Annotated in this window: 17 protein-coding genes; 4 read left to right on the forward strand and 13 right to left on the reverse strand. The window is 68.7% G+C overall.

Translation table 11 applies throughout. From position 1 onward, the window contains the following. The first annotated feature begins 35 nt into the window (after positions 1 to 35). Positions 36 to 1535, forward strand: a complete 1500-nt coding sequence (locus ACMT1E_RS14755) for a hypothetical protein (protein ID WP_414901215.1) — start codon at positions 36 to 38, stop codon at positions 1533 to 1535. Next, entirely contained in the window at positions 1532 to 2563 is a 1032-nt protein-coding gene (locus ACMT1E_RS14760; RefSeq protein WP_414901217.1) for a glycosyltransferase family 2 protein, read from the forward strand. Before ACMT1E_RS14755 ends, ACMT1E_RS14760 begins: the two co-directional genes overlap by 4 nt. Here the strand turns inward: ACMT1E_RS14760 and ACMT1E_RS14765 are convergent. Together ACMT1E_RS14765 and ACMT1E_RS14770 are read right to left on the reverse strand one after the other, a co-directional pair. Next, a complete protein-coding gene (locus tag ACMT1E_RS14765; RefSeq protein WP_414901219.1) occupies positions 2494 to 3222 on the reverse strand; it encodes a class I SAM-dependent methyltransferase in 729 nt (242 codons plus the stop codon). The genes ACMT1E_RS14760 and ACMT1E_RS14765 overlap by 70 nt on opposite strands. Beyond that, entirely contained in the window at positions 3222 to 3653 is a 432-nt protein-coding gene (locus tag ACMT1E_RS14770; RefSeq protein ID WP_414901221.1) for a GtrA family protein, read from the reverse strand. The genes ACMT1E_RS14765 and ACMT1E_RS14770 overlap by 1 nt, the downstream gene beginning before the upstream one ends. A 73-nt stretch (positions 3654 to 3726) precedes the next feature. Between ACMT1E_RS14770 and ACMT1E_RS14775 the strand changes: the two genes are divergently transcribed. Further along, entirely contained in the window at positions 3727 to 5499 is a 1773-nt protein-coding gene (locus tag ACMT1E_RS14775) for an AcrB/AcrD/AcrF family protein (protein WP_414901223.1), read from the forward strand. 25 nt (positions 5500 to 5524) lie between these two features. Here the strand turns inward: ACMT1E_RS14775 and ACMT1E_RS14780 are convergent, their stop codons facing one another. The 11 genes from ACMT1E_RS14780 to gluQRS form a co-directional block, all read right to left on the reverse strand. After that, positions 5525 to 6145: a MarC family protein gene (locus tag ACMT1E_RS14780; RefSeq protein WP_414901225.1), complete on the reverse strand. Its 621-nt coding sequence runs from the start codon at positions 6143 to 6145 to the stop codon at positions 5525 to 5527. Continuing rightward, positions 6142 to 7017: a bifunctional methylenetetrahydrofolate dehydrogenase/methenyltetrahydrofolate cyclohydrolase FolD gene (gene folD / locus ACMT1E_RS14785; protein WP_414901227.1), complete on the reverse strand. Its 876-nt coding sequence runs from the start codon at positions 7015 to 7017 to the stop codon at positions 6142 to 6144. Before folD ends, ACMT1E_RS14780 begins: the two co-directional genes overlap by 4 nt. Beyond that, positions 7014 to 7313, reverse strand: a complete 300-nt coding sequence (locus ACMT1E_RS14790) for a YggT family protein (RefSeq protein WP_414901229.1) — start codon at positions 7311 to 7313, stop codon at positions 7014 to 7016. Before ACMT1E_RS14790 ends, folD begins: the two co-directional genes overlap by 4 nt. A 112-nt stretch (positions 7314 to 7425) precedes the next feature. After that, complete coding sequence (argB, locus tag ACMT1E_RS14795; protein ID WP_414901231.1) at positions 7426 to 8325, reverse strand: acetylglutamate kinase; 900 nt, start codon at positions 8323 to 8325, stop codon at positions 7426 to 7428. A 46-nt stretch (positions 8326 to 8371) separates the two neighbouring features. Continuing rightward, positions 8372 to 9019, reverse strand: a complete 648-nt coding sequence (locus ACMT1E_RS14800) for a queuosine precursor transporter (RefSeq protein WP_414901233.1) — start codon at positions 9017 to 9019, stop codon at positions 8372 to 8374. Positions 9020 to 9074: 55 nt separating this feature from the next. Continuing rightward, a complete protein-coding gene (locus ACMT1E_RS14805) occupies positions 9075 to 9944 on the reverse strand; it encodes a 3-hydroxyacyl-CoA dehydrogenase NAD-binding domain-containing protein (protein WP_414901235.1) in 870 nt (289 codons plus the stop codon). Positions 9945 to 10016: 72 nt separating this feature from the next. Continuing rightward, positions 10017 to 10985 (reverse strand): L-histidine N(alpha)-methyltransferase, encoded by a 969-nt coding sequence (gene egtD / locus ACMT1E_RS14810; RefSeq protein ID WP_414901237.1) that lies wholly within the window; start codon positions 10983 to 10985, stop codon positions 10017 to 10019. Further along, positions 10982 to 12226 carry an ergothioneine biosynthesis protein EgtB gene (gene egtB, locus ACMT1E_RS14815; protein WP_414901239.1) on the reverse strand — a complete coding sequence of 415 codons (1245 nt, stop codon included), beginning with the start codon at positions 12224 to 12226 and terminating at the stop codon, positions 10982 to 10984. The genes egtD and egtB overlap by 4 nt, the downstream gene beginning before the upstream one ends. Before the next feature lie 90 nt (positions 12227 to 12316). Beyond that, positions 12317 to 12886, reverse strand: a complete 570-nt coding sequence (locus tag ACMT1E_RS14820) for a cob(I)yrinic acid a,c-diamide adenosyltransferase (protein ID WP_414901241.1) — start codon at positions 12884 to 12886, stop codon at positions 12317 to 12319. Positions 12887 to 12896: 10 nt separating this feature from the next. Next, a complete protein-coding gene (locus ACMT1E_RS14825; RefSeq protein ID WP_414901242.1) occupies positions 12897 to 13124 on the reverse strand; it encodes a twin transmembrane helix small protein in 228 nt (75 codons plus the stop codon). 9 nt (positions 13125 to 13133) lie between these two features. After that, positions 13134 to 14036: a tRNA glutamyl-Q(34) synthetase GluQRS gene (gluQRS, locus tag ACMT1E_RS14830; RefSeq protein ID WP_414901243.1), complete on the reverse strand. Its 903-nt coding sequence runs from the start codon at positions 14034 to 14036 to the stop codon at positions 13134 to 13136. Between the two features lie 53 nt (positions 14037 to 14089). On the opposite strand from gluQRS, the gene ACMT1E_RS14835 reads away from it, so the two are divergent. Further along, complete coding sequence (locus tag ACMT1E_RS14835) at positions 14090 to 14656, forward strand: HNH endonuclease (protein WP_414901245.1); 567 nt, start codon at positions 14090 to 14092, stop codon at positions 14654 to 14656. Positions 14657 to 14660: the final 4 nt, after the last annotated feature.

Here is a 14660-nt window from a genome sequence, read left to right on the forward strand (position 1 = left end):
CATGGTGGCAGGGCTGGTCGTTCCTGGCACTATTGGTGGGTTTGAGCATCGTCCCGCTGCTCTACCCGTCGATCCCGCCGCTGGTCGACCTGCCCGGCCATATGGGGCGCTATCAGGTGCAGCTGATGGGCGACGCATCGCCCAGCCTGTCGGCTTTCTACAGTTTTGACTGGCAGTTGATCGGCAATCTTGGCGTCGACCTGCTGGTCGAGCTGCTGGCCCCGGTCTTCGGATTGGAACTGGCGGTGAAGCTGATCGTCATCGCCATTCCGGCGCTGACCGTCATCGGCATGATCTGGATCGCGCGTGAGGTTCATGGCCGGGTGCCGCCGACGGTGCTGTTCGCGTTGCCGCTTGCCTATGGCCATCCGTTCCATTTCGGCTTCGTCAATTTCGCGCTGTCGATGGCACTGGCGCTGAACGCTTTCGCCCTGTGGTTGCGGCTGGCGCGGCTCGGCCGGTTCCGGTTGCGGGCGGTTCTGTTCCTGCCGCTGTCGATGCTGCTTTGGGTCACCCACACCTATGGCTGGGGTACGCTGGGCGTCATGGCATTTTCGGCGGAGGTGGTGCGTATCCACGATTCCGGGCGGGCCTGGCACCGGTCGCTGGTATCAGCGGGTATCCAATGTCTCGCGCTCGCGCCGCCGGTGTTGCTGATGGCGTTGTGGCGCGGCGGCCAGCATGTCGGGGGCCAGACCGGTGACTGGTTCAACTGGGATGCCAAGGCGCTGTGGATCGAGATGACACTACGCGATCGCTGGCGCTGGTTTGACGTCGCGACGCTTGGCGCGATGTTGCTGGTCGTCGGCGCCGCGCTGTTCAGTCGCCGTCTTGGTTTCTCACGGAATCTGGCGGCGAGCGCGCTGGTCCTGCTCGCGGTGTTCCTGTTGTTGCCGCGGGTAGTGTTCGGCAGCGCCTATGCCGACATGCGGTTGACCCCGTTCATGATCGCGGTCGCATTGGTTGCTATCCGGCCCGGCACGGTGGCGAGCCGGCGGTTCCTGGGCGCCGTCGCGGTTGCCGGCCTCTCGTTTTTCGTCGTGCGCACCGCCGCGACGACGACCAGCCTTGCGCTGGCGAGCGACCGCTACGACCGCGCACTCGTCGCGCTCGACCACGTACCGCGTGGTGCCCGGCTGGTAACCTTCGTCGGCCATGGCTGTGGTCTGCCGTGGTTCAGTGCTCGCACCGAGCATCTGGGCGGAATGGCGATCGTCCGGCGCGAGGCGTTTTCCAACGACCAGTGGGCGATGGCCGGCGCCCAGTTGCTCGGCGTGCGCGATATCGGCGCGCCCGGTTTCGATCGCGATCCGTCCGAACTGGTCACCGCGCGCGATTGCGAGGGAGAACAGTGGCACACCATCGACCAGGCGCTGACCCGTTTTCCGCGCGCCGCCTTCGACTATGTCTGGCTGATCGGCCCGCCGCATATTCGCCCGGAATGGGTGCGCGGGCTATTGCTGATCTGGACCAACGGCCGCGATCGGCTCTATCGGGCGGGGCATAGCCTTCCTGTTCAGGACCAGCGATTATGACCGCCCCGCGCCCGGCGCTTTCCATCGTCGTTCCCTGTTACAACGAAGCGCCCTGTCTGGCGGAATTGCACCGTCGCCTGTCCACCGCCGCAACCGCCGTCGTCGGGACGTCGCACGAGATCGTGCTGATCAACGACGGTTCGCGCGATGGCAGCTGGGCGGTGATGCAGCGCCTGTGCGCCGCCGACCCGCATCTGGCGGCGATCGACCTGTCGCGCAACCACGGCCACCAGCTGGCGCTGACCGCCGGGCTGGATCTGTGCCGGGGCGAACGCATCCTGATCATCGACGCCGATCTGCAGGACCCGCCAGAACTGCTGAGCGAGATGATGGCGGTAATGGACGGCGAGGCCGCCGACGTCGTCTATGCCGTACGCCGCAAGCGCGCCGGCGAGACGCTGTTCAAGAAGGCGACGGCGGCGGTGTTCTACCGCGCGCTCAGCCGGCTGACCGACACCGACATACCGATCGACACCGGCGATTTCCGGCTGATGAGCCGGCGGGCGCTCGATGCGCTGCTCAGCCTGCCGGAGCAGGCGCGCTTCATCCGGGGCATGGTTGCCTGGATCGGCTTTCGTCAGGTGCCCTTTCCCTACGACCGGGCGGAGCGGCTGGCCGGCGAATCGCATTACCCGCTGTCGAAGATGATCCGCTTCGCCCTCGACGCGGTCACCGGCTTCTCGACCGCGCCGCTGCGGCTGGCCAGCCATGTCGCGCTATGGCTGCTCGCCGTGTCCTTCCTGCTGCTGATCTACATCGCCATCGGATTCTTCAGCGGCAGCGCGGTGCAGGGCTGGACGTCGCTGATGCTGATCGTCGTCGTGCTCGGCGCGGTGCAGATGTTCGTGCTCGGCATGATCGGCGAATATCTCGGACGCCTGTACATCGAGGCGAAGCGCCGGCCGCTCTACATCGTCTCCGACATCGCCGGGCCGCTCAGCAACCAGGCGCGGCTAGGTCATGTGCCGGCGGATATGATGGCGGCGAGCGATACCCCCGGGGGCAGCGGGAACCGCCCGATCGCGTGACGTTCCAGCGCGAAGACGCGCTCGAACAGGCGGTTGACCGGGGCCGGCGGCAGCGTGTCGTCGCTGTCCTGCTTGCCGCGCAGCCGCCCGGCGATCCGCGCGCCCGCCGCCAGCGGGAACAGCAGGCTGTTGAACCAGGCGAGCATTTCCAGCCGCAGGCCGGCGTCAGCGACCGCCTTGGTCAGGGTCGCGCGGGTGTAGCGGCGGTGGTGGTGGTTGACGACGTCGTGCGCGCTCCACATCCACGGGTGGGCTGGGACGGTAATCAGCACGCGTCCGTCCGGCGCCAGCCTGTCGGCCATCGCGCGGAGGGCGGCGCGGTCGTCGGCGACATGTTCGACGACATCGAGCGCGGCGATAAGCGAATAGCCGCCGGGCACCCCGGTAAGAGCGGGCAGCGGGCTGCTGCCGACAGGGCGGCCGAGTCGCTCGCTGGCGACGCCGCGCGCCACCGGGTCGATCTCGATCGCGTCAACCGTACCGAAACGGCCGAGCATCGCGAGATTGTGGCCGGTGCCGCAACCGATCTCCAGCACGCGCGCGTCGGCGGGGAGAACGATGCGCCGGGCGATCAGCGCCGCCAGCACCTCTCGCCGGGCGCGATACCACCAATGACGGGTGTCGAGCGCCGCCATCCGATCATAGACGATGCGTTCCATCAGTTGAAAACCCAGCGGCGGTTGAGCGCGAAGGTGGCGAGCGGGGTCACGAACAACATCGGGATCACCGGCCACCAGTCCGGCCCGCCCAGCCCCTTGGTCAGAACCCAGGTGAACGCGCTGTTGAGCAGGTAGCTGACCAGCGATACCGCGAAGAAACGGCCGGTGGTCCGCGCCGGGTTGTCGCGCCGGCCGTGGCCGCGAAAGCTCCATCGGCTATGCACGACATAGCCGACTGCGACGCAGATGACATAGGCGAGGAACACCGCCAGCATCGGGTCCATCGCGGTGAAGGCGACGAAGGCGCCATAGGCGGCGGTGCCGAGCGCGGTGACCGCACCGCCGGTAATCGCGTAGCGGACGAGCTGGCCGAACAGCACTTGCCGTTCGGCCGCCACCGGGGATGGGGTTTGAATCGTTTCGCGCTTCATTGCCGGCGCGCGATGCTCTAGTGCGCGGCCAAACACAAGGAAACAGGCATTGGCCGGCGTTGATCGGGCACGCATGACGATTTGGGGCGACCGGCTGACCCGCGACTGGGTGCGGGTGGTCGTGGCGCTGTGGCTGGCGGCGTGCGTCTGGTTCCTGTGGCAGCGCTGGGGCCTGATCCACTGGTTCGGCCTGCCCGATACCGACGACAATATCCGCATGGCCCAGGTGCGCGACTGGCTGCATGGCCAGGGCTGGTACGACCTGCGCCAGCACCGGCTGGACCCGCCGCGCGGGTTCGACATCCACTGGTCGCGGCTGGTCGACCTGCCGATCGCCGGGATCGTCCTGCTCGTCCGCCCGTTCTTCGGCGGGATCGTCGCGGAGAAGACGGCGGCGGCGCTGGCGCCGATGCTGCCGATGCTGGTCGCGATGGTCGCGATGGCGCTGGCGGCGCGGCGGCTGGTCGCGCCCGGCGCTTATGCGCTGGGCGCGGCGCTGGTGCTGTGCTGCGTCAACGTCGTCGCGATGTTCATGCCGCTGCGCATCGACCACCATGGCTGGCAACTGGCGATGCTGGCGGTCGGCATCGCCGGGCTGGCCGACGAGCGGCGCGCGCGCGGCGGCATCACCGTGGCGCTCGCGACGGTGTTGTCGCTGGTCATCGGGCTGGAACTGATGCCGTTCCTGGCGCTGCTCGGCGGCGCGATCGTCCTGCGCTGGGTATGGGACGAGGCACAAGCGCCGCGCCTTGGCGCCTATGCGCTGGCGCTGACCGGGGCAACGGCGATCGGTTACGTCCTTTTCACGTCGGAGGCGAACCGCGTGCCGCGCTGCGACGCGCTGACGCCGGTATGGCTGTCGGCGGTTCTGGTCGCCGGCGCGCTGCTGTTCGCGCTCAGTCATTTGCGCGGCGCCGGGCGCGGTGGGCGGCTGGCCGCCGCCGTCGGCGCCGGGGCGCTGCTGGCGGCAGGATTCGCGCTGGTCTGGCCGGATTGCCTGGGCCGGCCGGAACATGTCTCGCCCGAACTCGACCGGCTATGGCTGTCCAACGTCAAGGAAGCGCGGCCGATCACGATGCAGAAGCCCGGCGTCATCCTGCAGATGGCGTTCATGCCGGCGATCGGCCTGATCGGCACGCTGTTCGCGCTGTGGCGCGCCCGCCGCGATCCGCAACGCCTGCCCGCGTGGCTGGCGGTGTTCGCCCTTGCCGCTTTGTCCTGTGCGATGCTGTTCTGGCAGACGCGGATCGCCACCGCCGCGCAGCTGATCGGTACGGTCGGCGTCGCCGCCCTCGGCTGGGGCCTGCTGCGCTGGATCGCGGCGCTCGGCGCGCCGGTCGCGGCGCGGGTGGCGGGCGGGGCGGCGGCGCTCGGCCTGCTGTCCGGCATCGGCGCCTATTATGCGGCGAAGCTGATCCCCGCCGACCCGCCGACCGCGCGCAGCAAGGCGATCACTCAGGCGACCCGCCGCTGCCCGACCCTGCCGGCGCTGGCGCCGATCGCGCGGCTGCCGGCGACGACGATCATGACCTTCGTCGATCTGGGACCGCGGTTGATTACCGTCACCCACCACAGCGCGATCGCCGGCCCGTACCACCGCAACGGCGCCGCGATCCTCGACATCCACCATGCGTTCGACGGGCCGCCGGAGCAGGCGCGGGCGATCGCCCGCCGCCACGGCGCGACATTGCTGCTCACCTGCCCCAATATGGCCGAATCGACGATCTACCGCGCGCGCAGCCCGCACGGCTTCTACGCCCAGCTCGCCAGCGGCAAGCGCTTCGCCTGGCTGGAGCCGGTGCCGCTGCCAAGCCATTCGCCCTACCGGCTATGGCGTATCCGCTGAGGGGCGCGCCCCACGATTGAGGGAATCAGGCGAAGCTTCCGGTCAGGCCGTCGATGACGAACTGGGTGGCCAATGCCGCCAGCAGCACGCCGAGCAGGCGGGTGATGACCGCCTCTATCCGCGCGCCGAGCAGGCGCATCAGCGGCCCGGCGGCAAGCAGTGCCGCAAGGGTCAGCGCCAGGATCACCGCCAGCGCGGCCAGGATAACGAACGTGCGCTCTATTCCTTGCCCCTTCGACATCAGCAGCATGACGCTGGCGATCGATCCGGGGCCGGCGATCATCGGCATTGCCATCGGGAAGATCGAGACGTCTTCCACCTCCGGCGTGTCGATGATTTTCTGGGCGCGGTCCTCGCGGCGCTGGGTGCGCTTCTCGAACACCATCTCCAGCGCGATCAGGAACAGCATGATGCCGCCGGCGATACGGAAGCTGTCGAGGCTGATGCCGAGCGCGCGCAGAATGTCCTGCCCGAACAGCGCGAACACCACCAGGATCGCCGCGGCGACGGTGACGGCGCGGATCGCCATCGCGCGGGCATGGGCGCGCGGCGCGTCGGCGGTCAGTCCAGCATAGATCGGCGCGCAGCCCGGCGGATCGATCACCACGAAGAAGGTGATCAGCGCCGAGACGAACAGTTCGATCACCAGAGCCCGTCCGGACAAGGCACGGAGGCGCGACGGTGGGCGGCGACCAGCGTGTTGCGCAGCAGCACCGCGATCGTCATCGGCCCGACGCCGCCGGGCACCGGGGTGATCGCGCCGGCAACCGGCAAGGCGGATTCGAAGGCGACGTCGCCGACCAGTTTGCCGTCGACCCGGTTGATGCCGACGTCGATGACCGCAGCACCCGGTTTCAGCCAGTCGCCCTTGACCATTTCCGGCCGGCCGACCGCGGCGACGACAATATCGGCGCGGCGCACGACGGCGGGGAGGTCGCGGGTGCGGCTGTGGGCGATGGTGACGGTGCAGCTTTCGCGCAGCAGCAACTGTGCCATCGGCTTGCCGACGATGTTCGACCGGCCGATCACCACCGCGTCCAGCCCGGAAAGATCGCCGAGCCGGTCCTTCAGCAGCATCAGGCAGCCGAGCGGCGTGCACGGCACGAAACCGTCCAGCCCGCTGGCCAGCCGCCCGGCATTGACCGGGTGGAAACCGTCGACGTCCTTGTCCGGGTCGATCGCGGCGATCACCGCGTCGGCGTCGATCTGGGCGGGGAGCGGCAGCTGGACGAGGATGCCGTCAACCGCCGGGTCGGCGTTCAATTCGGCGACCAGCGCCAGCAGGTCGGCCTGGCTGGTGTCGGCCGGCAGCCGCCGTTCAAAGCTTTCCATGCCGGCGGCGACCGTCGCCTTGTGCTTCGCACGGACATAGACCTGGCTTGCGGGATCGTCGCCGACCAGCACCACCGCCAGCCCCGGCGTGCGCCCGGCGGCGGCGGAGAAAGCGGCGACGCCCGCCGCCACCCGTTCGCGCAGCCCGGCGGCGAACGCCTTTCCGTCGATGACCGCCGCGCTCATCCGGCGAGCAGCGAGGTGAAGATATTGGGCAGGAGGACGGTGCGCAGGATGTAGATGATCAGCAGCACGACCAGCGGCGACAGGTCGAGCGCGCCGAGATCGGGCATGATCTTGCGGATCGGCCGGTAGAGCGGCTCGGTCAGCCGGTCGAGCGCGATCAGCACGGAGCGGATCACCTCATTGTAGGTGTTGATGACGTTGAACGCGACCAGCCACGACAGGATCGCCTGGATGATGATGATCCACTGTGCGGCCGACAGCAGAATCTGCAGGATTTGGTAGAGGGAGAGAAGCATTGATACTCCGTGGGCTGCGCGGTGCGCCCCCCGAATAGCGCAATGGCGCCGCCGGTGGAACGGGGATGTCTGTAAACGCGGCGACGGCCTGGCGCCGCCCTATCGCAAGGGACTATGCCCGGATCAGCGTGCCGGCGCCCTGGCGGGTAAAGATTTCCAGCAGCATCGCGTGCGGCACCCGACCGTCGAGCACCACCGCCGCGTCGACCCCGGCGTTGACCGCCGCGACGCAGGTTTCCAGCTTCGGGATCATGCCGCCGGAAATCGTGCCGTCGGCGCGCAGCCGGGCGACGTCGCCGGGCGCGAGATCGGTCAGCAGCCGGCCGTCCTTGTCGAGCACGCCGGCAACGTCGGTCAGCAGGAAGAAGCGCGACGCGCCCATCGCCGCTGCGATCGCCCCGGCCATCGTGTCGGCGTTGATATTGTAGGTATGGCCATCGGCGCCGATCGCGATCGGCGCGACCACCGGGATGATGCCGTCGGCGGACAGCGTGTCGAGGATCCGCCGGTCGACCTGCGCCGGTTCGCCGACGAAGCCCAGGTCGATATGGCGTTCGACACCCTGCAGCTTGTCCGCCTGCCGCCCCTGCACCTTTTCGGCAACGACCAGCCCGGCGTCCTTGCCGGCGATGCCGACGGCGCGCCCGCCGGCGGCGCCGATCCAGCCGACGATTTCCTTGTTGATCGAGCCGGACAGCACCATCTCGGCGATCTGGGCGGTTTCGGCGTCGGTGACGCGCAGCCCGTCGACGAAGCGCGACTCGACGCCCAGCCGCTTCAGCATCGCGCCGATCTGCGGCCCGCCCCCATGAACGACGACCGGGTTGATGCCGACCGCCTTCAGCAGCACGACATCCTCGGCGAAATCGCGGGCCAGCTCCGGGTCGCCCATCGCGTGGCCGCCATATTTCACGACGAAGGTCTTGCCGGCGTAACGCTGCATGTAGGGCAGCGCCTCGGTCAGCGTCTCGGCCTTGGCGAGCAGGGCGGCGTCTGGCGTATGGTCGGTCATGTGCGCGCCCATAGAGGAATGCGGGCGCCGCCCCAAGCCCCTCGCGTCACCGTCCCCGGTCCAGCCGCCGGCCAAGCGCGACGAAGCCGTAGATCAGCGGCGGCACCAGCACGATCGACAGCACCACCTTCGCCAGCATCTGCCCGGCGATCAGCGGGCCGATCGCCCGTTCGCCGAGGAACGAGATCGAGATGAACAGCAGCGTGTCGACCACCTGCGACGCGGCGCTCGCCACCATCGCGCGCAGCCACAGCAGCCGGCCGCTGCCCCCGGCAAGCCTGGAGAAGATCAGCACGTTCAGCGTCTGCGACGTGCCATAGGCGATCAGCCCGGCGATCATCATCCGCGCGCTCTGGCCAAGGACGATCGGGAAGGCATCGATCGCCGGCGGATACATGCCCTGGTCGACCGGCAGCGCCAGCACCAGCCGGATCAGCAGCGCCGAGGCGACGAGCGGAACGAAGCCCAGCCGCACCAGCCGGTCGGCGGCGGCGCGGCCGTGCAGTTCCGCCACCGCGCTCGACACGACGACAAGGAGCAGGAAGGCGAAGATGCCCGCCTCCACCGCCAGCGGGCCGAGCGCGACCTGCTTCACCCCCAGCACGCCGGCAATGCAGACCATGCCGCCGTAGAAGATAGAGAAAGCGAAAAGCGATTGCGGCAAGAGGCGTCCGCCGCCCGGATCGGTCGTCATCGCCCCGGCGTATCAAGCGCCGCCGTTCGCCGCCAGCGCAAAAAGCCGTGGCGGCTCAGCGGGTCGGCACCGGCGTGTCGCCGGAATAGTCGTAGAAGCCGCGCTTCGTCTTGCGCCCGTACCAGCCGGCTTCGACATATTTGACCAGCAGCGGCGCCGGCCGGTATTTCGGGTCGCCGGTGCTGTCGTGCAGCACGCGGCAGATTTCGAGGCAGGTGTCGAGGCCGATGAAATCGGCCAGGGTCAGCGGCCCCATCGGGTGGTTGAGGCCAAGCTGGCACGCCGCGTCGATGTCGGCGATCGTCGCCACTCCCTCACCCAGCGCGAAGCACGCCTCGTTCAGCATCGGCAGCAGGATACGGTTGACGATGAAGCCGGGCGCGTCGTTGGCATGGACCACCCGCTTGCCGAGCGCCGTCGCATAGCGTTCGACCAGCTTCACCGTTTCCGGCGCGGTGGCGAGGCCGCTGATCACCTCGATCAGCCCCATCAGCGGCACCGGGTTGAAGAAGTGGACGCCGATGAACCGCTTCGGGTCCGGCGATGCCTGCGCCAGCCTAGTGATCGGGATCGACGAGGTGTTGGAGGCGAGCACCGCCTGATGGCCGAGGACGTTGCCCAGCTCGGCGAAGATCGCGCGCTTGATCTCCTCGCGCTCGGTCGCCGCCTCGACGATCAGCCCGGCGGCGGCCATCGGCGCGAACGCGCCGACCGGCTCGATCCGGCCGAGCGCGACGTCGCGCGCCTCGGCGGTCAGCTTTTCCTTCTCGACCAGCCGGCCGAGCTGCCGGGCGATGCCGTCCTTCGCCGCCGTCGCCCGTTCGATCGCCACATCGGCCAGAAAGACATGGTAGCCGGCCTGCGCCGAAACCTGCGCGATGCCCGCGCCCATCTGCCCCGCACCGATGACGCCGATCGCCCGCATGTTCGTCTCCCTGACTGGTCGCGGGCGTCCTAGCGCGGGTTGGTGTTTTGTGGAAGCGGCCCCGGCCCGCTTCTAGGGCGCGGTGCCGGGCGGCAGCGCCTCGGCCAGCATCAGCGAGAAATTGTCGCCGGGGTCGGTCCATTCGCGGATCGGCGTCCACGCCCCGGCGCTGAGCAGCAACCGGGCGTCGCGCTGGCCGTATTTGTGGCTGTTTTCGGTATGGATCGTTTCGCCCGTCGCCATCCGGAACGGCACGCCGTCGACGGTGAAGGCGACGGGGCGGATCGCTTCCAGATGCATCTCGATCCGCGCCAGCGCGTCGTTCCAGCGGGCGGCATGGCGGAACGCGTCGACCGGGATCGTGCCCGACAGTTCGCGGTTGATGCGGTGGAGCAGGTTCAGGTTGAACGCCGCCGTCACCCCCTCCGGCTCGTCATAGGCGGCGAGCAGCGTCGCTACCGGCTTGATCCGGTCGACGCCGATCAGCAGCATCGCGCCGGTCCCCAGGGTTTCGACCATCGCCCGCAGCAGGTTGACCGCCGTGCGCGGCACCAGGTTGCCGATCGTCGAGCCGGGAAAGAAGCCGAGCCGCGGCAGCCCGGCGATCGCGCGCGGCGCGGCGACCGGGCCGGTGAAATCCGCCTCCACCGGCAGGATCGGCAGATGCGGGAAATCGGACGCGAGCGCCGCCGCCGACTGACGCAGGAAATCGCCGGAAATGTCGATCGGCACATAGGCGGCCGGGCGGATCGCGGCGAGCAGGTGCGGCGTCTTGAGCGACGAACCGGACCCGAATTCGACGACGGCGCGGCCCGGCCCGACGATGCGGCCGATTTCCCTGGCATGGGCTTTGAGCAGCGCGGTTTCGACCCGCGTCGGATAATAGCCGGGAAGCGTGGTGATCCGTTCGAACAGGCGCGACCCTTCCAGGTCATAGAACCACCGTGCCGGGATAGCGCGCGGGCGCATCGCCAGCCCGGCGAGCACGTCGGCGCGAAACGCCGGATCGGCCCGGCTGGCGAGGGCGGCGGCGCTGCTCACAGGTCCTTGGCCAGCCGGACGCCGGTGAACTGCCAGCGCTGGTGCGGGTAGAAGAAGTTGCGATAGCTGGCACGCACATGGCCGCGCGGGGTGGCGCAGCTGCCGCCGCGCAGCACCGCCTGTCCCGACATGAACTTGCCGTTATATTCGCCGACCGCGCCGGCCGCCGGGCGGAAACCGGGATAGGGGCGATAGGCGCTGCCGGTCCATTCCCAGACGTCGCCGAACATCTGGCGCAGCCCGTCGCCGGGGGCGGCGGCTGTAGGCGAAACAGGACCGGCGCGGTCGAGCTGATTGCCGGAGGCGGGGTCCAGCCCCTCTGCGGCGCTTTCCCATTCCGCCTCTGTCGGCAGGCGAACGCCGGCCCAGCGTGCGAAAGCGTCCGCTTCGTAAAAGCTGACATGCGCGACCGGCACCGCCGGGTCGACCGGCCCGATGCCGTCCAATCCAAAGCGCAACCAGTCGCTGCCGTCACGCTGCCAATAGAGCGGCGCGGCGATCGCATTCGCCCGCACCCACGCCCAGCCGTCCGACAACCACAGGCGCGCGTCGGCATAGCCGCCGTCAGCGATGAAATCCTGCCAGGCGCCGTTGGTGACCGGCCGGTCGGCCAGGGCATGGGGAACGAGCAGTACTTGATGGCGCGGGGTTTCGCAGTCGAAGGCGAAACCCGGCCCGGCATGGCCGATCTCGACCACCCCGGCGCGCCCGGCGATCCAGCGCAACGGCGGCGGGGCCGGGGCGTGCCGCGCCGGGACCGACGGCCACAGCGCCGGCCGCAGCGGGTTCTGCGCGAACAGGTGCAATATGTCGGTCAGCAGCAATTCCTGATGCTGCTGCTCATGCTGGATGCCGAGCGCGACCAGCGCCAGCGCCGCATCCGGCAGGTCGGGCAGCGCCGCCGCCAGCGCACCGTCGACATGGGCACGATAGGCCTGGATGTCGGCCAGCGTCGGCCGGGTCAGCAGCCCGCGCGCGTGGCGTGGCTGGCGCTGGCCCTCCGCCTCGTAATAGCTGTTGAACAGATAGGCGTAGGCCGGGTCGAACGGGCGGTAGCCGCGGCGATGGTCGCGCAACACGAAGGTCTCGAAGAACCAGCTTGTATGGGCCAGATGCCATTTCGCCGGCGATGCGTCGGGCATCGACTGGACGGTCGCATCGGCATCGCCGAGGGGGGCGGCAAGTGCCACGGTCAACGCGCGAGTGCTGCGGAACCGCTCGGCGAGCAGAGCGACGGTCATTGCCGCTCCGCTAGCAGCCGTCGCCGGCCTTCCCTGTCGTGTCGTTCCAGTCGCCACGCATGGTGATACGCGCGGAGCGGGTGATTCGTTTCAGCGCGAGGCGCCGGGCACCCATAATATGTCGCCGCCCGACGCCTTGTTCAGCAGCCGTGCGGTGACGAACAGATGGTCGGACAGGCGGTTGATATAGGCGAGCGCCGCCGGGTTCAGCGCGATGGTCCGCGCCGCTTCGACGGCGGTGCGTTCCGCCCGGCGCGCGGTGGCGCGGGCGAGGTGCAGCGCCGCCGCCGCCGAATTACCGCCGGGCAGGATGAAGCTGCGCAGCGGCTCCAGCCCCTCGTTCAGCCGGTCGATCTCCGCCTCCAGCCGGCTTACCTGCGCCGGCACGATGCGCAGCGTCATGTCGGACGGGGTGAAATCGTCGCCCGGTGTGGCGAGGTCGGCGCCCAGATCGAACAGGTCGTTCTGGATACGGCGGAGGATAGTCGTGATTTCGCCGGCATCGAGCGCGGCGAGCGCCACGCCGATCGCGCTGTTGGTCTCGTCGACGTCACCCATCGCCGCCAGCCGCAGATCGTCCTTGGCAACACGCGAACCGTCAACCAGTCCGGTTGTGCCGTTGTCGCCTGTGCGGGTGTAGATCTTGTTCAGGCGGACCATCGCCGCGCCTTCAGCGATTGAGCAGCAGGAACAATGCGACCAGCAAAATGGCGAGCGCCTGGAAGAAAATCCGGGCCATCATCATCTTGTTCTGGCGCTGTGACGACGCGCTGGGGCCGCTGCTGCTGCTTTTCAGCTCTGCTTCCGTCGTCCGCAGGAAGGTGATGATGCCGCGCACCAGCGCAACCAGCGTCGCCAGCGCGGCGAGGACGATCAGGATCACCAGGAAAGTGTTCATCGTCTCGCTCTAGGCGCTTGGCAGGATGAAGCCAAGCGCTTCCCGCATTGCCCGCAACTCGGCGACCAATTCTGCCGGATCGGTGCCGGTGGCGCGCAATTCGGCCAGCGGGAGCGCGCCGTCGCGCTTGGCCAGCCTTCGGCCCGCCGCGTCGACGAGCAGCGGATGGTGGAAATAGGCGGGCGTCGGCAGGGCGAGCAGCGCCTGAAGCATCCGGTGGACATCGGTCGCGGCGAACAGGTCGGCGCCGCGCACGATGCAGTTCACCCCCTGCGCCGCATCATCGACGGTGACGGCCAGGTGATAGCTGACCGGTGCGTCCTTGCGCGCGATTACCACGTCGCCATGGGCCAGCGGGTCGGCGGCGATCGATCCGGCTGCGTGGTCGTGCCAGGCGAGCGGCCCGGTGCGCGCCATCGCCGCCGCCATGTCCAGCCGCCAGGCGTATGGCGTCTCCGCCATCCGTCGCGCCTGTTCCGCTGCCGGCAAACGGCGGCACGTGCCGGGATAGACCGCGCCCGCCGGGCCGTGCGGCGCCGCCGCGCTCGCCGCGATCTCGGCGCGGGTGCAGAAGCAAGGGTAGGCAAGGCCCAGCGCCTTCAGCCGGTCAAGCGCCGCTACATAGAGCGCCAGCCGCTGCGACTGGTGCACCACCGGCCCGTCCCATGTCAGGCCGAGCCAGCCGAGATCGGTGATGATGCCGTCGACATGCGCCGGCCGCGCGCGGGTCGGGTCGATATCCTCGATCCGCAGCAGGAATTGCCCGCCGCTGGCCCGCGCCAGATCATGTGCCGCCAGCGCGGAGAAGGCGTGGCCCAGGTGCAGGCGTCCGGTGGGGCTCGGCGCGAATCGGGAGATTCTCGTCGTGAAATTCGGCCCGGCACTTGACGGAGTTGCGAACGATGCTGTCATAAACGGGTCACGTTCCTCGACGATGGAGCGAGGCAGAGGGGGACGGGCAGCTTATGTACCATCCAGACCTGTTGCGTCATCCGGACAGTTGCCCGACGCTGGTGCTGAACGCGGATTACACCCCGCTCAGCTATTATCCGCTCAGCCTGTGGCCATGGCAAACCGCGATCAAGGCAGTGTTTCTCGATCGTGTCGACATTGTTTCCAGCTACGAACGCACGGTCCGCAGCCCGTCCTCGGCGATGCGCATTCCATCGGTAATCGCACTGAAACAGTTCGTCAGACCGTCGGAATACCCCGCCTTCACCCGTTTCAACCTGTTCCTGCGCGACAGGTTTGCGTGCCAATATTGCGGCGCACACCGGGACCTGACTTTCGATCATGTCGTGCCGCGCGCCCAGGGTGGGCGAACGACGTGGGAGAATGTCGCCACCGCCTGTGCGCCGTGCAATCTGCGCAAGGGCGGCCGCACCCCGCGCGAGGCGGCGATGAAACTGCATGTCCCGCCGATCCGGCCGACAAGCTGGCAATTGCAGGAAAACGGCAGGGCCTTTCCGCCCAACCATCTGCACGAAAGTTGGCGCGACTGGCTCTATTGGGATGTCGAGCTTCTGGCATGAATTT

It is taken from the genome of Sphingomonas flavalba, assembly GCF_047553045.1.
In the GTDB taxonomy this organism is placed as follows: Bacteria; Pseudomonadota; Alphaproteobacteria; order Sphingomonadales; family Sphingomonadaceae; genus Sphingomonas_L; species Sphingomonas_L flavalba_A.